General features: G+C 75.7%; 18 protein-coding genes and 1 other RNA gene. 10 read left to right on the top strand and 9 right to left on the bottom strand.

Annotated elements, in window-relative coordinates; genetic code table 11:
- Positions 1-110: 110 nt before the first annotated feature.
- Positions 111-1,742, bottom strand: a complete 1,632-nt coding sequence (locus tag ACH4SE_RS32900) for a hypothetical protein (RefSeq protein ID WP_398547206.1) — start codon at positions 1,740-1,742, stop codon at positions 111-113.
- A 286-nt stretch (positions 1,743-2,028) separates the two neighbouring features.
- Here ACH4SE_RS32900 and ACH4SE_RS32895 point away from each other — a divergent pair, with 286 nt between their 5' ends.
- From ACH4SE_RS32895 to ACH4SE_RS32875, 5 genes are all read left to right on the top strand, one after another.
- Entirely contained in the window at positions 2,029-3,081 is a 1,053-nt protein-coding gene (locus ACH4SE_RS32895; protein ID WP_398547205.1) for an ABC transporter substrate-binding protein, read from the top strand.
- A gap of 139 nt (positions 3,082-3,220) precedes the next feature.
- Positions 3,221-4,093, top strand: a complete 873-nt coding sequence (locus tag ACH4SE_RS32890; protein WP_398547204.1) for a Nif3-like dinuclear metal center hexameric protein — start codon at positions 3,221-3,223, stop codon at positions 4,091-4,093.
- Positions 4,090-4,830, top strand: a complete 741-nt coding sequence (locus ACH4SE_RS32885; RefSeq protein WP_398547238.1) for a zinc ribbon domain-containing protein — start codon at positions 4,090-4,092, stop codon at positions 4,828-4,830. The genes ACH4SE_RS32890 and ACH4SE_RS32885 overlap by 4 nt, the downstream gene beginning before the upstream one ends.
- A 5-nt stretch (positions 4,831-4,835) precedes the next feature.
- A complete protein-coding gene (locus ACH4SE_RS32880; protein ID WP_398547203.1) occupies positions 4,836-5,543 on the top strand; it encodes a histidine phosphatase family protein in 708 nt (235 codons plus the stop codon).
- Positions 5,544-5,547: 4 nt separating this feature from the next.
- Positions 5,548-5,925, top strand: coding sequence for a hypothetical protein (locus ACH4SE_RS32875; RefSeq protein WP_398547202.1), 378 nt, complete (start codon positions 5,548-5,550; stop codon positions 5,923-5,925).
- Here the strand turns inward: ACH4SE_RS32875 and eda are convergent.
- Positions 5,922-6,542: a bifunctional 4-hydroxy-2-oxoglutarate aldolase/2-dehydro-3-deoxy-phosphogluconate aldolase gene (eda, locus tag ACH4SE_RS32870; protein ID WP_398547201.1), complete on the bottom strand. Its 621-nt coding sequence runs from the start codon at positions 6,540-6,542 to the stop codon at positions 5,922-5,924. The genes ACH4SE_RS32875 and eda overlap by 4 nt on opposite strands.
- A 182-nt stretch (positions 6,543-6,724) precedes the next feature.
- Positions 6,725-7,501, bottom strand: a complete 777-nt coding sequence (gene yaaA / locus ACH4SE_RS32865) for a peroxide stress protein YaaA (RefSeq protein ID WP_398547200.1) — start codon at positions 7,499-7,501, stop codon at positions 6,725-6,727.
- 94 nt (positions 7,502-7,595) lie between these two features.
- On the opposite strand from yaaA, the gene rnpB reads away from it, so the two are divergent.
- From rnpB to ACH4SE_RS32850, 3 genes are all read left to right on the top strand, one after another.
- Positions 7,596-7,999, top strand: an RNA gene (gene rnpB, locus ACH4SE_RS32860) — RNase P RNA component class A.
- 128 nt (positions 8,000-8,127) lie between these two features.
- On the top strand, positions 8,128-8,649 hold the full coding sequence (locus ACH4SE_RS32855; RefSeq protein ID WP_398547199.1) for a DUF664 domain-containing protein: 522 nt from the start codon (positions 8,128-8,130) through the stop codon (positions 8,647-8,649).
- Positions 8,650-8,775: 126 nt separating this feature from the next.
- A complete protein-coding gene (locus ACH4SE_RS32850; protein ID WP_398547198.1) occupies positions 8,776-12,339 on the top strand; it encodes an ATP-binding protein in 3,564 nt (1,187 codons plus the stop codon).
- Positions 12,340-12,400: 61 nt separating this feature from the next.
- On the opposite strand, the gene ACH4SE_RS32845 is transcribed toward ACH4SE_RS32850, so the two are convergent.
- Complete coding sequence (locus ACH4SE_RS32845; RefSeq protein ID WP_398547197.1) at positions 12,401-13,351, bottom strand: LysR family transcriptional regulator; 951 nt, start codon at positions 13,349-13,351, stop codon at positions 12,401-12,403.
- A gap of 142 nt (positions 13,352-13,493) precedes the next feature.
- Here ACH4SE_RS32845 and ACH4SE_RS32840 point away from each other — a divergent pair, with 142 nt between their 5' ends.
- The gene (locus ACH4SE_RS32840; RefSeq protein WP_398547196.1) at positions 13,494-14,723 is read left to right on the top strand and encodes an MFS transporter; all 1,230 of its coding nucleotides are present in this window, start codon (positions 13,494-13,496) and stop codon (positions 14,721-14,723) included.
- A 16-nt stretch (positions 14,724-14,739) separates the two neighbouring features.
- Here ACH4SE_RS32840 and ACH4SE_RS32835 read toward each other — a convergent pair whose 3' ends face one another.
- The gene (locus tag ACH4SE_RS32835; RefSeq protein WP_398547195.1) at positions 14,740-15,237 is read right to left on the bottom strand and encodes a hypothetical protein; all 498 of its coding nucleotides are present in this window, start codon (positions 15,235-15,237) and stop codon (positions 14,740-14,742) included.
- Between the two features lie 12 nt (positions 15,238-15,249).
- Positions 15,250-16,686 (bottom strand): helix-turn-helix domain-containing protein, encoded by a 1,437-nt coding sequence (locus ACH4SE_RS32830; protein WP_398547194.1) that lies wholly within the window; start codon positions 16,684-16,686, stop codon positions 15,250-15,252.
- A 129-nt stretch (positions 16,687-16,815) separates the two neighbouring features.
- On the opposite strand from ACH4SE_RS32830, the gene ACH4SE_RS32825 reads away from it, so the two are divergent.
- Positions 16,816-17,046, top strand: a complete 231-nt coding sequence (locus ACH4SE_RS32825; protein ID WP_398547193.1) for a hypothetical protein — start codon at positions 16,816-16,818, stop codon at positions 17,044-17,046.
- Between the two features lie 100 nt (positions 17,047-17,146).
- On the opposite strand, the gene ACH4SE_RS32820 is transcribed toward ACH4SE_RS32825, so the two are convergent.
- The 3 genes from ACH4SE_RS32820 to ACH4SE_RS32810 all read right to left on the bottom strand — a co-directional run bounded on the left by ACH4SE_RS32820 (position 17,147) and on the right by ACH4SE_RS32810 (position 20,028).
- Positions 17,147-18,352, bottom strand: coding sequence for a globin domain-containing protein (locus ACH4SE_RS32820; protein ID WP_398547192.1), 1,206 nt, complete (start codon positions 18,350-18,352; stop codon positions 17,147-17,149).
- Positions 18,353-18,489: 137 nt separating this feature from the next.
- Positions 18,490-18,933 (bottom strand): RrF2 family transcriptional regulator, encoded by a 444-nt coding sequence (locus tag ACH4SE_RS32815; protein ID WP_398547191.1) that lies wholly within the window; start codon positions 18,931-18,933, stop codon positions 18,490-18,492.
- A gap of 147 nt (positions 18,934-19,080) precedes the next feature.
- On the bottom strand, positions 19,081-20,028 hold the full coding sequence (locus tag ACH4SE_RS32810; RefSeq protein WP_398547190.1) for a hypothetical protein: 948 nt from the start codon (positions 20,026-20,028) through the stop codon (positions 19,081-19,083).
- Positions 20,029-20,102 lie beyond the last annotated feature (74 nt).

Genomic DNA, 20,102 nt, shown 5'->3' with positions numbered 1-20,102 from the left:
CACGGCAGGTGGTCCCGCCGCCCCGCTCAGCTCCTCCCACCGCACGCTCGCCGTCGCCCCCGGCGGGTGGGGTGCCCAGCGGGCGGGGTCGGCGGCCACCCGGGTGCGGCTCATGACGCGCGCACGGCGGCGAGCGGCGCCTGCTGCAGCGGCAGTACGGCCCAGGTCCGGCGTACGGGCAGCGGCCGCCCCCACTCCCCGGCGGGGGAGGGCGGCTCCACGGCGCGCCCCCCACCGCCCCGGCCCCCGGCGGGCAGCAGCACCCTGCCCCCGGCGCACCCGGCGAACGCCCGTGTCCCCCGGTGGCCCGCGGACGCGCAGGGCGTCGCCGCCCGCGCGGCTCCCCCGGCGGGGCTCGTTCCGGCGGGGCCACTCCCGGCGGCCCCGCCCGGACGGGCCGCGCCGCTGGCTCCGCGTGCCGCACCGGCGGCGCCCTCCCCGGTGGCCGCCGCCCCCGCCGCGCCGCCAGGTCCCCACGCCCGCCGAGCGGCGCCGCCCCGGCCCGCCTCCCCGCCGGTCACGCCGGTCACGCCGGCCGGGCCCTCGGTTCCGTCCCCGGCCGAGGGCCCGGGCCCGGCCTCCCACGCCGAGGCCACCACTCCCCACCTCACCGGCGGCTCGTAGGCCGCCAGCCCGCACACCCCCGCCCCGGCTCCTCCCGCCGCACCCGGCGCACCTGCCGTAGCGGCCGAGGCGCCCCCCGGCGCCGACTCCCCCACCGCGTAGGGCAGTTTCAGCTCGTCCCGCGGCAGCCACAGCCCCGCGCCCAGCCAGCCCAGGGGCGAGGCCCGCCAGTGGAGGCGGCGTTCCCCGGGGCGCCACAGCGCCAACGACTGCGCGCCGCCCGGGACTTCCGCGCGCAGGGCGACCACCGAGGCCTCCGGGGCGAGGATCTGGCCGGGCTGCGCGGCGACGGGGGTGAGCTGGACGCCGGGTACGCGCAGGGCGTCGGGGAAGCGCACCGGGTGGCGGCTGCCGAGCACGCCCCAGCCGAGCCGCGTTTCGCCCGCGGCGTCACTGCGGAGCACCAGCAGGCCGCTGTCGGGCTCGGCGAGCAGCAGCCGGTCGTCGCTGTCGTCGGTGAGCTGGAGCAGCGGGCTGGTGCGCCCGGTGCCGAGGTCGGCGGCCACCGCCTTGGTGCGGCCGCCGAGTTCGCGGTCGAGGGCGAGCAGCCGGCCGGCGCGGTCGAGCCACACCCCGCCGGTGCAGCGGCCCTCGACGGTCATGACGGGCTCGGGGCCGCGGCCGTCCGTGCCGTGGACGCGCCACACGCCGGTACGGCCGGCAGCCGCGTCGTACGCGAGCGCGTAGGCCACCGGCGGGGAGGCGGGGACGGGCGGCAGCAGGCGTACGTCGTCGCCCGTGAGCGAACCGGCGGGCAGTTCGCCGGTCTCGGGGCCGGAGGGGTAGAGCAGTGCGAGGTCCCAGCGGTCGGCGACGCGGCGGCGTACGAGCACCCGCCCGTCGGCGAGGGGGAGCGCCTGCGTGCCGGGCTCCTCGGGCTGCCGGCCGGGCAGGGGGACGGCGTAGGGCTCGGGGCCGGCGAGGGTCCAGCGCTCGACGAGCAGGCCGCGTCCGGTGCCGTCCGGGGTGACGCTCTCGGCCAGGCAGGCCGCGTACGAGCCGTCCGCGGCGATCGTGAGGCCCGACCGGCGCACGGCACGCGGCGCCCCCGCCCCTGTGGCCGCGTCGTCGCCCGTGGCCCGCAGTGCGCTCATCGCTCCCACAGCTGTGACGGTCATGTGAGTCGTCCACCTCCGGCGCACGACCGTAGTTTTCGCACTTCCGGGCGATCAACGCGACTGGGGTCCATTCACCCGTAAGGGTGTTGTCGTGCACGATTCCCCCGCGGGGCGTACGCGGGTGTGCACAACGGCGCCCGGCCACCGGGGACGGGGCCGGGCCGCGGGAACCGGGGGTGGGTGCGAAGGCCGCCCGCGAATGAGGTTAGGCTCACCTAAGAGACTGTGTGAATCTTGAACCACCAGCACGGTCGCCTCCGACACCCATCGCACCAGGAGTCCCGCCATGTCCCACCGGCGCCGCCGTAACACCGCCGCCGTCGCCCTCGCCGTCGCCGCCGGACTCGCCCTCGCCGCGTGCGGCGGCTCCTCCGACGACGGGGGGAAGGGCCCGGGCGGCGCGGACGCCGCGGCCAAGGACAAGCAGGCGGTCGCCAAGGGCGGCAAGGACTTCGGCTCCGCGGCGGACAAGACCGCCGCGATGGGGACGGACGCGAAGCCCGGCCAGTGGCCGCGGACGGTCCGGCACGCGATGGGCACGACCGTGATCCCGAAGCGGCCCACCCGGGTCGTCGTGCTCGACGTCGGCGAGCTGGACAACGTGGTGTCGCTCGGCGTCAAGCCGGTCGGCTACGCGCCCACCGAGGGCTCGCCTTCGCTGCCGTCGTACCTGAAGAAGGACGGCGGCGACCCGAAGAACGTCGGCACGATCAACAACCTCAACCTGGAGGCCGTCGCGGGCCTCCACCCCGACCTGATCCTCGGCAGCCAGCTGCGCGCCGCCACGCAGTACAAGGCGCTGGAGAAGATCGCGCCGACCGTCTTCTCGGTCCGCCCCGGCTACACCTGGAAGCAGAACTACCTGCTCAACGCGGCAGCGCTCGACAGGACGGCGCAGGCCGAGGCGAAGCTCGCCGACTACGACAACAGGATCAGGGCGCTGGACGCGGCGCTCGGGGCGAAGAAGCCCACGGTGTCGATGGTCCGCTACATGCAGGACGGGAAGACGCGGCTGTACGCGAACCAGTCCTTCATCGGCACGATCCTCAAGGACGCCGGGATCCCGCGGCCGGCGAACCAGGACATCGACGACCTCGCCGCCGAGATCTCCGCGGAGAACATCGACAAGGCCGACGCCGACTACATCTTCACCGGTGTCTACGGCGACCCGAAGACGACGGACATGGCACGCGCGCGGTCCAACCCGCTGTGGAAGAACCTGCGCGCGGTGAAGGCCGGGCACGCCTACGACGTCCCGGACGAGACGTGGTACCTCGGGCTCGGCGTCACGGCGGCGGACCTGGTCGTGGCCGACCTCCAGCACTACCTGGCGCCCTGACCCGGCGGGCGGCCGCGCCGCCCCCGGCCCCGGCGGGGGCGGCGCCGGGCCCCCGCCGGCGGCCGCACCGCCGGGGGCCGGGGCTCCTCCGCGAGGGGCAGGACCTGCGGCACGCCCGCGGCGGGTAATCTTCGTGGACGTGCCACGTCTATCCGAGCTCATCGACTCCCTCGACGCCCTCTGGCCGCCGGCCACGGCGGAGAGCTGGGACGCCGTGGGACTGGTGTGCGGTGATCCGGAGGCGCAGGTGGACCGGGTGGTCTTCGCCGTCGACCCGGTGCAGGAGGTCGTGGACGAGGCCGTCGAGGCCGGCGCCGGCCTGCTCGTCACGCACCACCCGCTGTACCTGCGCGGCACCACGAGCGTCGCGCCCGTGGGCCCGGCCGGCTTCAAGGGGCGGGTCGTGCACGACCTCATCCGCAACGGGATCGCGCTCTACGTGGCGCACACCAACGCCGACCGCGCCGACCCCGGGGTCTCCGACGCGCTCGCCGCGGCGGTCGGGCTGCGGGTGACCGGGCCGCTCGTGCCGGACCCGTCCGATCCGGCGGGGCGCCGCGGGCTGGGCCGGATCGGCGTGCTGGACGAGCCGCTGAGCCTCGCCGACTTCGCCGCGCAGGCCGCCCGCGGGCTGCCCGCGACGGCTACCGGGCTGCGGGTGGCCGGCGACCCGGCGGCCCCCGTCCGTACGGTCGCGGTGTGCGGCGGCTCCGGTGACAGTCTCTTCGAGCAGGTACGGGCCGCGGGCGTGGACGCGTACCTGACCGCCGACCTGCGGCACCACCCCGCCTCCGAGGCGCGCCAGGCCGCGCCGCTCGCGCTGATCGACGCCGCGCACTGGGCCACCGAGTGGCCGTGGTGCCCGCAGGCCGCCCGCCAGGTGGACGCGCTCGCCGAGTGGCACGGCTGGGCGCTCAGCACCCAGGTCTCGTACGCCGTCACCGACCCGTGGACGGCGCACGCCCCCTCCGCTTCTCCCGTCCCTTCCAGCAGCCCAGGAGCCCCCCGCTGAACGCCGAGCCCGCCGACCAGATCCGCCTCCTCGAAGTCCAGGCCCTCGACTCGCGCATCGCGCAGCTGGACCACAAGCGCAGTACCCTCCCCGAGCACGCCGAACTCGAACGCCTCGGCGCCGATCACGCCCAGCTGCGCGACCTGCTGGTGGCCGCGCAGACCGAGGAGAGCGACACCGCCCGCGAGCAGACCAAGGCGGAGCAGGACGTCGACCAGGTGCGGCAGCGGGCCGTACGCGACCAGCAGCGGCTGGACTCCGGGGCGCTCGGCGCGAAGGACCTGGAGAACGTGCAGCGCGAGCTGGCGTCGCTCGCCAGGCGGCAGTCCGACCTGGAGGACGTCGTGCTCGACGTCATGGAGCGCCGGGAGGCCGCGCAGCAGCGCGCCGCGGAGCTCGCCGAGCGCGTCGCGGCCGTGCAGTCGGAGACGGCGGCGGCCGAGGCGCGCAAGGCGGAGGCGCTGGAGGCCATCGACGCCGAGGGCTTCAGGGTGGCCAAGGAGCGCGAGGTGCTGGCCGCGGCCGTTCCCGACGAGCTGATCAAGCTCTACGACAAGCTGCGCGGCCAGGGCGGTGGCGTCGGCGCCGCGCGCCTGTACCAGAAGCGCTGCGAGGGCTGCCGGCTGGAGCTGAACATCACCGAGCTGAACGAGGTGCGGGCGGCGCCCGCGAACCAGGTGGTGCGGTGCGAGAACTGCCGCCGCATCCTGGTGCGTACGGCCGACTCGGGCCTCTAGGGCCGGTGACGTCGCCGGGTACGGGGGCGGGCGCCTCGCCCCTCCCCGACCTCGGGGCGCCGACCGTGCTGCTCCTGCTGCGGCACGGGGAGACCGGGCTGACCGCCGGGCGCCGCTTCTCCGGGAGCGGCGGCGCGGATCCGGCGCTGTCGGCCCGCGGGCGGGAGCAGGCGGCGTGCGCGGCACGGGCGTTGGCGGACGCGCGGCCGCCGGTGGACGCCGTCGTGTCCTCGCCGCTCGCCCGCTGCCGGGAGACCGCCGCGGTGGCCGCCGGGCGGCTCGGGCTGCCGGTCGCGGTCGAACCGGGCCTGCGGGAAACGGCGTTCGGGGCGTGGGAGGGCCTGACCTTCGCCGAGGCCCGCAGGCGCGACCCGGCCGCGCTGGACGCCTGGCTCGCCTCCCCCGCCGCCGCGCCGCCGGGCGGCGAGAGCTTCGCCGACGTCGCCGCACGGGTCACCGCGGCGCGCGACGCGCTGCTGGCCGCGTACCGGGGGCGCACGGTCCTGCTGGTCAGCCATGTCACGCCGCTGAAGACGCTGCTCCGGCTGGCGCTCGGCGCCCCGTACGAGGCCCTCTTCCGGATGGACCTCGACCCTGCGTCCCTGTCGGCGGTCGCCTGCTGGGCGGACGGCAACGCGACCGTCCGGTACCTCAATTCGACCGCGCACTTGGCTTCTTGCCCGGACGCCGCGGAGGGCACCGGGCCACAATGACCGCGTGGACGGACGAGACGGGGAAGCGCAGGACGGCACGTCCCGGGGTGCGGGTGTCGAACGGCTCATGGAGCCGCTGCGGACGAATGTGCCGCCGGACCGCGACATCAGCTTCGAGGGCATCCGCCGGATGGGCAGCCCCGTCCCCCTGCTGGTGAAGAACGACGGCGGGGACCTGCTCCAGCTGTGGCTCGAACCCGTCGGCCAGGACTACTGGCTGAGCCCGGGAGAGTCCGTGTACGTGACGTCGTACGGGATGTGGAACCGCCTCCCCTTCGAGATCGTCCACGAGGCGGACTGCATCACCGTGTGGGCCACGTCCTGGTTCGCGACGGTCTCCGACATGAACGGCGACGAATTCCCGCCGGGCCGCCGGGGTTAGGCCGCACCGAGCGCGGCCGCCTCCCTGGCCAGGGCGGTGATGCCCTCCCAGTCGCGGGCCGCGAGGAGTTGTGGCGGGATCATCCAGCTGCCGCCCACGCAGGCGACGTTCGGCAGCCGCAGGTACTGCGGGGCGCGGGCCGCGTCGATCCCGCCGGTCGGGCAGAAGCGGGCGCGCGGCAGCGGTGAGGCGAGCGACTTCAGGAAGGGCGCGCCCCCGGCGGGTTCGGCGGGGAAGAACTTCATGTCCGTGACACCGCGCTCCAGCAGCTTCATGACCTCGGAGGCCGTCGAGACGCCCGGCAGGTACGGCAGCCCCGTCCCGCCCATGGCGTCCAGCAGCGTCTCCGTGCACCCCGGGCTGACCAGGAAGCGCGCCCCGGCCGCTGCCGCCGCCGCCGCGTGATCGGGCGTGAGCACCGTCCCGGCTCCCACGACCGCGCCGGGCACCTCGCGGGCCACCGCCGCGAGCGCGTCGAGGGCGGCGGGCGTCCGCAGCGTCACCTCGATCGCCCCGAGCCCCCCGGCGAGGAGCGCCCGCGCGAGGGGTACGGCGTCGTCGGCGTCCTCGACGACGACCACGGGTATCACCGGGGCGAGCCCGAACACGGAGTCCATACGCCCATCCTGGCCCGGGCCCGCAGCCCCTGCAACGCGCGTTGCGCATGCCGCAACGCCGGGTGGACCTGTGCGGGGGGCACGTTCTCGTGGGTGCGGGGAAGCGCGCGCGGCCACAGGGCGCCGGCGGCCGCGCAGGGCCCCGGGGGCGGCCCGGGGCGGGGGCGGTGCGCCCGGCGGGCTCAGACCTCGCGGACGAGGATGTCGAAGCGCGGCCCGTCCGTCTCGACGGTGAAGCCCAGGTCGCGCAGGTCGCAGGCGAGGGCCTGCGGGGTCCGGGGCCGCGCCCCGGAGGTGAGCAGGGCCCGCACGACGCGGCCCTTCGTCGCCTTGTTGAAGTGCGAGACGACGGCCCGCCGCTCGACGCCGTCCACGACGGTGACCTGGAGCACCCGCACGGTGACCGTGCGCCCCGCGACCTCCCCCCGCGGCCGCCAGGCCGCCGCGTAGGCCGCCGAGCGCAGGTCGAGCACGAGCCCGCTCCCCGCGGCCTCCGGGAGCACCCGCTCCAGATGCGGCTTCCAGTAGGCGGCGAGCCCGCCCGCCCCCGGCAGCCGTACGCCCATGGAGCAGCGGTACGCGGGGATGCGGTCGGCGGGCCGCACGGCGCCCCACAGGCCGGAGAAGACCAGCAGCGACTGCCCGGCGCGGCGCTTGGCGGCGGTGTCGAGGGTGCCGAGGCCGAGCGCGTCGTAGAGGACCCCGGTGTAGAGCCGCCCGGCGGGCACCGCGGGGGCGGTGCGCAGCGCGGCGTTGCGGGCGATCTCGCCGCGCAGCCCGGGGGTGAGCCCGAGCACGTCCGCGGCCTTGTCCCCGTCCCCCTCGCACAGCGCGACCAGCTCGTCGAGCACGGCCGCGCGGGCCTGCGTGAGCGCGGGCAGCGACAGCGTGTCGAGGGCGAGCGGCCGCCCGCGTACGGCGCCGGTCTTCCCTTCCGACGGCGGCAGCAGGACGAGCACGGTTTCTCCTCGGGCGGGGTGCGGTCCGGGCCAGCCTACGCGGCCGCGGCACGGGGCCGGCGCCCTGATCCACTACGATGGCGGGTACGGCAGACGAGCCGGGCGGACGGCCGCGTCGGGATCTCCGGATCCCGCCGAGGAAGGTCCGGGCTCCACAGGGCAGGGTGATGGCTAACGGCCACCCGGGGTGACCCGCGGGAAAGTGCCACAGAAAACAGACCGCCGGGGATCTCGGTCCCCGGTAAGGGTGAAACGGTGGTGTAAGAGACCACCAGTGCCCAGGGTGACCTGGGCAGCTAGGTAAACCCCACCCGGAGCAAGGTCAAGAGGACGGTACGGCGACGCACCGTCCGCGCGGACGTCCGAGGGCTGCCCGCCCGAGTCCGCGGGTAGACCGCACGAGGCTGCCGGCAACGGCAGCCCTAGATGGATGGCCGTCGCCCGGGCCGCCGCGAGGCGCCCGGTGCACAGAACCCGGCCTACAGCCCGGCTCGTCTGCCGCCCCCTCCGCCCGCGGCCGGGGCGGCTTCCCCCCGCGGCCCTGCGGCCCCGCGGCCGAAAACGTCCTGCGTCCCGCGGCCGAAAACGCTCGCGCTGCCGCGCGAAGTCCGCGATCCTCGGTGCCTATGGCTGACAACACGACCGCGCACACACCGGATCCCGAGGTCGGGACACTGCTCAGGGTCCTGGACGCGCAGCGCCGCCATGTCCTCGGCGCCCTCGACGGCCTCGACGAGGAGGCACTGCGGCGGCCCGTGCTGCCGTCCGGATGGCACTGCCTGGGCCTGGTCCAGCACCTCGCGCTGGACGTCGAGCGGTTCTGGTTCCGCGCGGTCGTCGCCGGGGACCGGCAGGTCGTCCAGGGCCTGACGAGCGGCGACGAAGCCTGGCAGGTGGCACCGGACGTGCGGGCCGCCGACGTGCTGGACGGGTACCGGCGGGAGGCGGAGCTCGCGGACGCGGTCGCCGCCGCGGGTCACGCCGACACCCCGCCGGCCTGGTGGCCGCGCGATCTGTTCGGCGGACCGCACCTGCACACGCTGCGCGACGTCCTGCTGCACGTCATCACCGAGACCGCCTGCCACGCCGGGCACCTCGACGCGGTCCGCGAACTCCTCGACGGCCGCCGCTGGCTCGTCCTGACCTGAGGGCCGTGTTGCGGGCGGCATCAGGCGTGCTTCCATGGAATGGCCGGGAAGCGCGGCCGCCTGCCTGGGCGGGGTCCGCGGCCCCGGACCGAGTCACCGACCCCTCGGGGGGCGGAGGACCGCACCATGACCAAGGTCGTTCGGCACCCGGACGGGAAAGAGCGCCCGCGCAGCGCGCCCTGGTACACGCTGTACCCGCGGCGCCTGTCGGCCCGCGTGGGCGGCGCGATCGGCCGCCGCTGGCGGTGGTGGCTGACGAGCCGCGAGGCCCGCCGCAGCATCGTGCCCAACCGCCACTGGCGCAGGTGGCGGCTGTCGTTCGGCCGCGTATTGCGGATCTACGCCTACGTGGGCACGCTGCTGCTGGCCGCGTGGGTGGCGGCGATCGTCTACGACGCGGTGAACGGCGAGCACACCTTCTTCCACCGGCCGACGAACGAGACCTGGTTCTCGACGCTCATCGGCTACCTCGGTCCGTTCCTGGTGGCCGCCTTCGTGCTCACCCTGTTCCTGCTGTACTGGTTCCACAGGACCAAGCGGCCCCTCGTGCGGAAGGCCAGGACGGCCCCGCACGAACTGGTGCCCACCTCGGGCACCCTCGTCGACCGGATCGTCGGGCGCCACGAGCTGGCGCAGGTCATCGCGCAGACCCTGCGCGACCGCCGGACCCGCAAGCCCTATCTGATCGTCGGCGGCGTGGGGGTGGGCAAGACCGCGGTCCTGGTGGAGCTGACCCGCATGCTGGCCCGGCAGGACGCCGTACCGGTGCCCGTCCGGCTGCGCGACTGCGACGGCGCGGGCGAGCTGGACTTCGAGAAGCTGGCCCGGCGCCGTTTCGCCGAGGAGGCGGATCCGGGCGTGCTCGCCGAGGGCCAGATCGACAAGACCTGGCGGCAGCTGCGCCTGGACGACAAGGTCGTCGTCCTGGCGGACGGGCTGGAGGAGGCCCTGCTCGACGACGAGCACCGCGACGACCGCGACAACATCATCCGCCGGGCCATCGACCGCGCCGACCGCCAGCACCTGCCGGTCGTCATCGCCTCGCGCCCGCACGCCCCCCTGGAGGGCACCCGGGCCGCCATCACCGAGCTGGAGCCGCTGAGCGAGGAGGCGGCCCTGGAGTACCTGGCCAAGGACGCCGCCGAGGCGGACGAGCGGCGGCTGGACTGGATCGTGGAGACCGCCGACATCTCCGACTCACCGATCTACCTGCAGGTCGCCCGGGTGCTCGGGCAGCACAACCTGCTGGATCACGCGTCGGCCGGCAGCCGCCGCGGCACCCTCGACACCCGCAGCCACGACCGTTCGACCCTGCGCCTGTGGCTGCTGGACACCTACCGCGAGGGCGTCGAGGACGGGCGGCTGTTCGACCGGCTGGTGATGAGCCGCGAGGAGCGGCAGGACACCTTCTGGGTCGTCTCCGCGCTCGCCTGCCTGGGGCTGCTGGAGGACAGCCTCGACGTGAGCTTCGACAGCTTCCTCGGGCCGGACCGCCAGGAGCGGTCCCGGGAGATCTGGGAGACGCTGAGCCGGCGTTTCGGGGACCGCCTCGCACATCCCCGCGGGCGGACGAACGGCGGCGACGCGCACTGGCTGGATCCCGAGCAGCACGCGGAGGAGTGCCGGACCGCGCTGGCCCGTTTCGCGGCCGGCGCCCAGCAGCTCGGCCTGGTCAAGAGCTACCGCAACCGGGTCCGCTTCCCGCACAGCATCATCCAGGCCTACCTGGGCCACCGCCTGCTGGCCGAGATGACCGACGAGGGGCTGTGCCGCGTCGTCGAGCCCGCCCTGCGCATGCCCGGCCCCAGCCGCGAACTGCTCATCGCGCTCGTCCTGCTGTCCCGTCGGCGGGCCGCCGGGGCCGGGGCCCGGTCTCCCGGGTCCCCGGCGCCGGCCGGCGCGGGGGGCGGGCTGTTCCCGCGCGGTCTGCTGCGGAAGTTGCGCGAGAACGCGGACGACCGCCAGGACGTGAAGTTCTTCGACCTCTACGCCACCGCCCTGGAGATCGGCAGCGTCGATCCGCAGGAGGACCTGCAGGACGTGGCCGTGTCGCTGCTGGACAGGTGGAGGACGCTGTCGGTCGAGGGCGACCAGCAGTCGGTGGAGGAGGCGAAGCTGCGGCTGGTCGGCCGGTTCGGGGCCGCCCTCCACGAGGCGGACCGGCGTACCCGCGGGAGGACCGGCGGCGACGGCTCGCCGGCGGTCCCGCAGCCCTACGACACGTTCTTCGACCTCGGCACCTACGAGTCGTCGCACTCGGTGCGCTTCGCCATCGTGCGCGAGCTGGCCGCGGGGGGCGACGCGTCCTTCGACGTCCTGATCCGGCACTTCCCGAAGGGGGACGACCCCGTCGAGCTCTACCTGGGGTGGGTCAAGGAGCTCGGGCGCAAGCGGGGGGAGGAGTACAGGGCCTGGCAGGAGGGCGGCCGCCGGGCCGACCCGCGCGACACGGCCAGCGCCGCCAGACGCGACGCGGAGCACCTGGCGGCCGTCGAGCGGTACGACGAGGAGCGGGCCCGGATCTGGCGCTACTGCGTCATGCGGACGTGGGTGCTGCCCATGTTCGTGGGATCGGTCTCCGGGACCTACCGCGACGAGGCCAAGGAGCGCCTGGAGAGGTGGCTGATGCACCTGGCCCCCCGCGCCGGCCAGGGCGGGGCGGCGCTGTCCGGCACCGGCGGCGCGGCACCCGACCTGCCGCTGTCGCTGGAGAACGCGCTCGCCCAGGGGCTGAAGAACACGGCCAACCGCAGGAGGCGGCACCCCGATTCCCGCGACGAGACCCGCGCCTACCTGGTCAAGCAGGCCGAGCGGATGCTCGCCTGCAGCCGCTACTGGCACGCGCAGGTGATCCTGCTCCAGGCGCTGTGCCTGTGGCAGCTGCCGGAGGACGGCACCGGGCGCGCGGCGCCGCCGGGGAGAGGGCGGGCCCCGGGCAGGGCGGCGACCGACGACCCGGTGCGGTCGGTGGCCCGCTGGCTGTCCATGGCGGGCACCGCGCACGACCCGCCCGCCGAGGACGGCACCGGCGGGCACCACGGCGACCGGCTGCTGCACCCCTTCGTCGCCGAGGCCGGGGACCTGGTGACGCTCGCCCTGGAGACCGGGCACCCCGAGCGGTTCCTGTGGATCGACGAGAAGGGCGCGGTCGGCAACGTCGGCTCCACCCCCGCCGACCCGGAGCGCTATCGCAAGCACAACCTGTGGATCGCGCCCTCGGTCGGGTGGAGCGTGCTGCACCCGCGGGCCCAGAGGCTGATCGCCGACGTCCTGGTGATGCTCAACCTCACCGAGCGCAACAGCGGCCCCGACGACATCGAGGACCGGCTGGCGCGGGCCGACACCCCCCTCCTGCCGCCGTGCGTCACGCACGACCGCACCCCGCTGCATCCCGAGCGCAGTGTCGGCCGGGCGGACGAGGACGAGCCGGGTGCCACCTGCGTGGCCACCTGCCGCTTCCGGCTGTGCCCGTACCCGCCCAAGGCCGGCAAGGCGCAGACCGAGATCGAGGAGCCGTTCTGCCGCCAGCAGCAGGCCCTCCTGCACAGCCGCTTCCGCTGGCGTCCGCCCGCGATCAGCCGGCGCACCGCGCCCTGGGTGAGCATCCCGGTGCGGGAACTGCACTCGTTCTGGGAGGAGATGGCCAACCGCAACCGGACCACGTCCGGGGACGAGCCGCCCATGATCTGAGGCCCGCCGCGGTCCTGCCGGGCGGCTCCTCCCGGCCGGGCGCCGTGGACCGGTGGCGCCCTCACTCCGCCGGTGTCCACGGCGGGGTCCAGGTCCCCGGGGACCCGTGGCCGGGGGTGGTGGCGGCCAGGTGGGCGCGCAGGAGCGGGAGGGCGGGGTGGGGGTTGTCGCGGTGCCACAGGAGGGCGTGGGGGTAGACGGGGGCCGGGTCGGTGACGGGGACGAGACGCAGGCCGCGCTGCCCGGGGGTGCCGTCCTGCGGCAGCCGGGGCAGGGAGAAGGCGCCCATGAAGGTCGCCAGCGCGGGGGTGTCGGCGATGGTGTCGAGGAGGGCGTCGGAGCCGAAGTTGGGGCCGGTCGCCTCGATCGTGAGGCCGAATGCGGTGGCCAGGTCGTCGTAGTACGCGGCCCATTCCGTGCCGGGGGCGAGGCCGGGCATCCAGATGCGGTGGCCGGCGAGTCCGGCGAGGGGGACGGAGGGGGCCTCCGCCAGGGCGTGGGCGGGGCCGGTGAGCAGCTGGAGCGGCTCGTCCAGGACGCGGGCGCAGGCGATGTCCTCGGGGAGCGGGAGGCCGGGGGCGGCCACGGCGCGGAAGGAGGCGTCGAGGGAGCCGGAGCGGATCGCGTCGACGGCCTCCCCGAACCCGAACAGCATCACCACGTCGAGCGCGATCGCGGGGTGCGCGCGGTGGAAGGCGCGCATCACCCCCGACGCGGCGCTGCGCGAGGCGATGATGTCGACGCGCAGGGGGCGTCCGCCGGTGCGTACGGACGCGGCCGCGCGCTCGGCGACGCGCAGCAGCTCGCGCGCGTGCGGCAGGAACGCCTGGCCGTCGACGGTGAGTTCGGCCCCGCGCGGGGTGCGGGTGAACAGCCGTACGCCGAGGCTGCGCTCCAGTGCGGCGATGCGCTTGGAGACGGCCTGCTGGGTGAGCGAGAGCTCCGCGGCGGCTTCCTGGAAGCGCCCCGCGTCGGCCGCGGCGACGAAGGTCCGCACGGTGTCGAGGTCCACACCGCCACCCTAGGGACACAACCGGTGGTTGTGGCCCAGCGGCCCGGCGGTTGTTTGCGCGCCGCCGCCGGCCCCGGCTTGGATGCTCCGGGTCGCGGCCCGGGTTCCCCCGGCCGTCGCGCGGAGACGGAGGGGCGGGGACATGGCCGAGGCGGGTGGCCGGCTGGGGCGGCGGTTCGGGTGGCTGTGGGGGGCGTACGGGACGAGCGCGCTGGGCACGTGGCTGGCCTTCGGCGCCTTCCCGCTCATCGCCGTCCGGGTGCTGCACGCCGGGCCCGCGCAGGTCGCCGCGCTGGCGGCGACGGGCGCGGCGGTCGGCGCGGTGGTGGCGGTGCCGCTGGGGCCGTGGGTGGAATTCCGCCGCAAGCGGCCGGTGCTGGTGGGATTCGACCTGGTGCGGTGCGTGGCGCTGCTGACCATCCCGGCGGCGTACGCGTTCGGCGCGCTGACGTACCCGCAGCTGCTGCTGGTGTCCGTGGTGGTCGCCGCGGCGGACATCGGCTTCCGCGCCGCTTCCGGCGCCTATCTGAAGACGCTGGTGCCGCCGGAGCACCTGCTGACGGCCAACGCGCGCTTCGAGTCCACGGCGTGGACGGCCACGGTCGTCGGGCCGCCGCTGGGCGGTGCGGCGATCGCGCTGCTCGGGCCGGTGGCGACGGTGGCCGCCGACGCGGCGAGCTACCTGCTCTCCGCGCTCGGCATCCGCGCGACGGGCGGCCACGAGCCGCGCCCCGGGCGCCCGAAGGCGCCGCGGGTGCGGCCGCGCGACCTGCTCGACGGCTGGCGCCACATCCTCGCCGATCCGGTGCTGCGGCCGCTGTTCGCCAACACCGCCCTCTTCAACGCGCTGGTGATGGCGGCCGAACCGCTGCTGGCCGTGCTCCTGCTGGGCCGCCTGGGCTTCACACCGTGGGAGTACGGGCTGGCCTTCGCCGCGCCCTCGCTCGCGGGCCTGCTCGGCTCGCGGCTGGCCCGGCGGTTCGTGACGCGTTTCGGGCAGCACCGGGTGCTGGTCGCCTCGGGCACCCTGCGCGCCGTGTGGCCGGTGGGGCTGGCTCTCGTCGGGCCGGGGGCGGGCGGGCTGCTGGTGGTCATGGGCGTCGAGACGGGGCTGATCTTCTGCTGCGCGGTCTTCAACCCGGTCTGCGCCACGACCCGTCTCGAACGCGCGGCCCCGGACCGGGTCGCCCGCACCCTGTCGGCCTGGGCGGTGACGACGAAGGCCTCGACGGCGCTGCTCACGGCGGTGTGGGGCGTGCTCGGCGCGCTGATCGGCATCCGCCCGGCCCTCGCGCTGGCGGGCGTCCTCGTGCTGGCGACGCCGCTCCTGCTCCCCCGCGCCGAGCCGGAGCCGCTGCCCGCGGCGGCGTGAGGCCCGGCGCCCGCGGCTACCCGCGGGCGGCGCCCTCCGGCCACACCACGTCCACCGGTATGCCCAGCGCGCGCGCTTCCAGAACGGTGTCGGCCGTGCCGCCGCCGCGGCCCGTGGGGGGCCGGCCGTCCCACACCGCGACCAGGCGCTGCGCGCGGCGCAGCAGGGCGCGGTTGGCGCTCTCGTACGCGCGGCGGCCGGCCGTGGCGTGGTCCATGACCTCGACCTCTGCCGCGGCGCCGAGCAGCCGGTCGAAGCGCCCGGCGTGCGCGGGGGCGACCTTCGCGGCGCGGTAGTCGCGGGAGGGGACGATGACGACGAGCCGGCCGCCCGCGGCGAGCACGGCCTCGGCGAAGACGCTGTCGGCGCCCGCCGCGAGGCACGACACCCCCGTGAGCCCCGGTCCGGCGCACGGGGCGAGGAGGTCGTCGAGGGCGGCCCGTACGAGCGGGACGGACGGCGGTGTGAGGTTGATGTGCCCGGTCACGGCCAGTGTCACGCCCGGCGTCGTCACGGCGTTCCCCCCTCAGTCGGCCAGTTGCTCGCGGAGCCTAGCGCGCGCCTCCCGCACGGGCGCCGAGTGCCCGTGCCCGACGGTGCAGGAGTAGAGCCACTGCGCGCCTTCGCGGACACGGCCGGAACGCACCCCGGAGGCGGCGTCGACCGCGGCGTGCGTCTCGGCGACGGCGGAGTGCAGGTCGCCGAGCAGGAAGCAGGTCTCGGCGAGGCCGAGCCGGTCGAGGGCGACGGCCCGCCCGGCGCCCTCGCCGCGGGTGGCGAGGGCGTGCCGGATCTCCTCGCCGGCCTGCTCGGCGTGCAGGTGCGGGTCCTTGCGGGCGAGTTCCAGGCGCCGGCCGCCGGTGGTGCCGGCGAGTTCGGCCTCGTCGAAGTAGCCGATCCAGTACGGTTCCCGGCCGCTGCCGTCCGCCCCGGACAGGGCGTGCCGGGCCTGCTCGGTGGCGCGGGTGAAGGCGGCGGTGCGGCCCATCGCGGCGAGCGCCCAGGCCTCGCGGGTGTGCAGCATGGCCCGCAGCCGCGGTCCGGCGACCTCGCGGGAGCCGTCCTGCGCGAGCCGGACCAGCTCCAGCGCGTCCGACGGCCTTCCGGCGTAGAGGAGTTGGCGGGCCATGCCGGCCAGCACGTTGGCGCCCCACAGCCGGTCGCCGCCGGCGTGCGCGGCCCGCAGGCTGAGCCGGTAGTAGTCCTGGGCGCGGCGCTGGAGGCCGCAGTCCCAGGCGGCGCCGGCCGCGGTGCCGGCCAGCACGGCGAGCACCCGGTAGAGGCGTTCCTCCACGTCCGGGGCCTGGTGCTCGCCCAGCAGCGCGGTCACCTCGGAGAGCTGGCCGAGGACGGCGCGGCGCCGCAGGCCGCCGCCGTAACTGTGGTTCCAGGCGCGGAACGCCCGTGCGGTCTCCTCCAGTTGCTCGATGTCGCGCAGCCCCAGCCGGCCGGGGCGGACGCGCCGCCGGCCCGCCTCGCCGGGGTGCATCCAGCCCTCCAGGGAGTCCAGCAGGACGGGACCGCTCATGGCGGTGGCGGCGAGGGCGCGGGCCAGTGCCCGCCGGTCCGTCGCGAGGTCGGCGCGGGTGAGCCGGGCGGCCAGGTCGACGGTCGCGGCGGCCTGCCAGGGGGTGTCCACACGCAGCGGCACCTCGGGGTCGGGCACGGACTGCGGTGCGCGGGCGCGCTCCCAGGGGCGGGCGGCCAGGCCGAGCAGGTCACCGGGGACGCGCAGGCCGTCGGCGATCCGCCGCAGCACCTCGATGGAGGTGATCTGCGCGCTGCCGGACATGATCGTCGAGACCTTGCCGGGCGTGAGGCCGCACGCGAGGGCGATCTTGTTCTGGGACAGGCCCGCGTACTGCTTCAGCAGCCGGAAGGCGGCGGCGAAGTCGTGCTCGCGCAGGGCGTGCCGGAGGTCCGGCCTGGCCAGGACGCCGGAGGGGATGGGTGAGGGGCTCACGTGGCTCGGCGCTTCCTCGTACTCGTCGGGCTCGTGGAAGCCCGACCGGGGCTTCGTGCACGGGGGTTACCGCCGCGGGAACCCGAGACGGTACTACCCTCGTCCGGCCCCGCCCACGACTCTGGGTGCATGCCTGATCACGAGACGGCCGCCGCGCTCCGGGGCACGCCCCCGGCCGCGTCCCCCGCGGGGGCGCGCCACTGCGACCACTGCGGGCGGACGACCACCGAGTGGGCGGTGCGCGAACGCCTCGACGACCGCGGCCCGGTGGAGCTGGTGTGGTGCCGTGACGCGCGGTCCTGCGGCGCCGCCCGCCGCGCGGGCCGCACCCTGCCCCGGAGGTACTCCCGGGCGGGCTGAGCCGGGTCCCCGGCGGTTCGCCGTGCCGCCGGGGGCCCCGCCTGCGTGACCCGCGCTCCCCCGCGCCCGGGTCACGCAGGCACCCACGTCCGGCGGGGCGTCAGCGGCTCTGCCAGAGGTCGGGGCCGAAGACCTCGTAGTGGACGGCGGACGGGTGGAGGCCCTTGGCCAGCAGCTGGCCGCGCACCGCGCGCATGAAGGGCAGCGGGCCGCACAGGTAGGCGGTGCTCGCCGGGTCGGGGGTGAGGTGGGCGAGATCGGCGCGGCCGGTGCGCGCAGCGGGGTGTGCGGCCTCGTGCGCGTCCTGCTCGTACCACAGGTGCAGTTCGGCCCCGGGCAGCCGGCCGACGAGTTCGGCCTGCTCCTCGCGGTGGGCGTGGTGGCGCGGGCTGCGGGCGGCGTGGATGACGGTGACGGGCCGCCGCGAGGACGTGCGGGCGAGGTGGTCGAGCATCCCGAGTACGGGGGTGATGCCGATGCCGGCCGACGCCAGGACGAGCGGGCTGTCGCCGTCCGGCAGTGCCAGGTCGCCCGCGGGCAGCGACACGTCGAGGACGTCGCCGACCCTTGCGTTGTCGTGCAGCCAGGTCGAGACCTCGCCGTCCGGCACCGCGCCCTCCGCGCCGGTCTCGCGCTTGACGGTGATGCGCCAGGTCTTGCGGTCGGGCGCGGCGGACAGGCTGTACTGGCGTATCTGCCGTGCCCCGTCCGGGAGCTGGACGCGGACGCCGACGTACTGGCCGGGCAGGAAGGGCCGGGTGGGCAGGCCGTCGGTGCGGCGCAGGACGAGGGAGACGGCGTCGTCGGCCTCGCGGGTGCGCGCGGTGACCTCCATGGGCCGCCACACGTCGCCCTCCGCGACGCCCGCCCCGGCGTACAGCCGCGCCTCGGCGGCGATGAGCGCGTTGGCCATCAGCCAGTACACCTCCTCCCAGGCGGCGGCGACCTCGGGGGTGACGGCCTCGCCGAGCACCTCGCCGACGGCGCCCATCAGGTGCCGCCCGACGAGCGGGTACTGGTCGGCGGTGATGCCGAGGGAGACGTGCTTGTGCGCGATGCGCGACAGGATCGCGTCGGGCCGCTCGGCCGGGCGCTCGACGAGCAGCGTCGCGAAGGCCGCGACCGCGCCGGCGAGCGCCTGGCGCTGCGTACCGGTGGCCTGGTTGGTGCGGTTGAAGAGGTCGCGCAGCAACTCCGGGCGCTCCTCGAACAACCGGCGGTAGAAGGCCTCGGTGATCGTGTTCAGCGACGCCCCCACAGCGGGCAGGGTGGCCTCCACCACGGGAACGGACTGCTCGGACAGCATCGGGCACTCACTCCTCGGACGGTTGTTGAAATTGGTATGTCGAATGCGTATTCAGCGTCGGCGGGCAGGCAGGAGCGGCCGCACGCGCGGCGGCATGTCGCCTCACACCTCTCACGGCCCTTGCGGACGGGCCCCGTTCAGCCCGGCGGCGCCCCCAGCGACAGCAGGACGGGCCCGGTCGGCGAGGCCACCAGATCGGCGACGGTCAGGGCGTTGAGCGAGCCGTAGAACGCCTCCTGCGCGTCCCGCAGTGCGCGCCGCAGCCGGCAGGCGGCCGCGAGCGGGCAGGGCTCGGCACCCTCGCACACCACGGCTTCCCGGTCCGACTCCAGCGTCCTGACCAGGTCCCCCACCGGCGCGCGGCGTCCCGCGTCCGTCAGCGCGAGCCCGCCGCCCCGCCCGCGCCGCGCCTCGACGACGCCGAGGTGCTGGAGCTGTGCGACGGCCTTGGCCATGTGGGTGTACGGGACGCGCATCGACTCGGCGATCTGCCGCGTGGTGAGCAGCTCGGGGCCGTCGTCCACGACGGCCAGTCGCATCACCGCGCGGAGCGCGAGGTCGGTGTATCTGGTCAGCCGCACACCGGGACACTATCAATGTTGTATTTCAGATGCGTATTTGGGAGGGGGTGAGCCGTGTCTCATCCCGCCCCCCGCCCCCCGCCCGCCGGGGCGGGGGGGCGGGATCAGGCACGTCCCGGCAGGCCGCGGCGGGCGGAGGGGCCGCGCTCAGTCCTCGTCGGGGAGGGCCAGCCACAGGTCGATGTTGCTCACCATGAGGCGGCCGGGGTGCTGCTCGGCGCTGTCGGGGACCGTCACCCGGACGTACGGGAGATCGCCCTTGCCCACGGTCACCTTGCTGCCGCCGTAGAGCTTCGGCTTCTTCGCGGCGGCCGCCCGCAGGCGGCCCGCGACGTCGTCGGCGGTGTCCTGGTCCTTGGTGACCACGCACATCACCTCGGTGTTTTTGCCGCCGTCGTCCGCCTGGCCGAGCACCGTCAGCTGCACGGCGTCCTTGGTGCTCAGCCCGTTGAAGTCGGCGCGGTAGACGTCGCCGAGGCAGTCGGCCGCGCGCCGGTACTGGTCCGAGCCGGCGAGTGAGTCGCCCTTGTCCGGGTCGGCCGCCGTGAAGGTCTTGGCGTTCCCCGAGTAGCGCAGCTCGTCGTCGGTGACCAGGATCGTCAGCTCGCCGGTGTGGCTGTCGCCCGTGCCCTCGTACGCCAGGACGTCCTTGCCGTCCTTCTTCACGGCCTTGTAGCCGGCCGCCTTGAGCTTCGCGACGACGGCGTCGGCGTCGAAGTCGCCCTTCCACGCGCCGAGGACACCGGCGTCGATCTCGCTCGCGATCTGGCCGGTCTTGAGCGCGTCGCCCCACGGCGGCGTCCCGTAGGTGTTCAGCAGCCGGCTGGGCGACACCGCGACGGAGCGGTAGCGCTTGTCGTCGGCGGCGCTCAGCTTGCGCACGCGCTCCTGGTCGACGTAGCTCACCTGGCCCGAGGCGGCGCTCTTCGGCAGGTGCCGCAGCGCCTCCTCCGTGGCCGAGCCGCCGCCCGAGCCGGACGAGCAGCCGCTGACGGCGACCGAGGCGACGAGCAGCGCGGCGGCGAGGGCGGGGGCGGAGCCGCGGGCGAGCGCGGAGACGGACGGGGCAGCGGATCTGTCTGGTCCTATGTGCATAACAGAGCAGCCTAGGGTGTGCGTCCGCAAAGTCCCGCCTGCTGAAGGGCACTTCGCGGCGCGGGCCCGGGGCG

The sequence above is a fragment of the Streptomyces sp. NPDC020983 genome (assembly GCF_044333485.1).
Taxonomy (GTDB): Bacteria; Actinomycetota; Actinomycetes; order Streptomycetales; family Streptomycetaceae; genus Actinacidiphila.
Note: the sequence above shows the minus strand (reverse complement) of the source record. Positions and strands in the feature narration are given on the sequence as shown.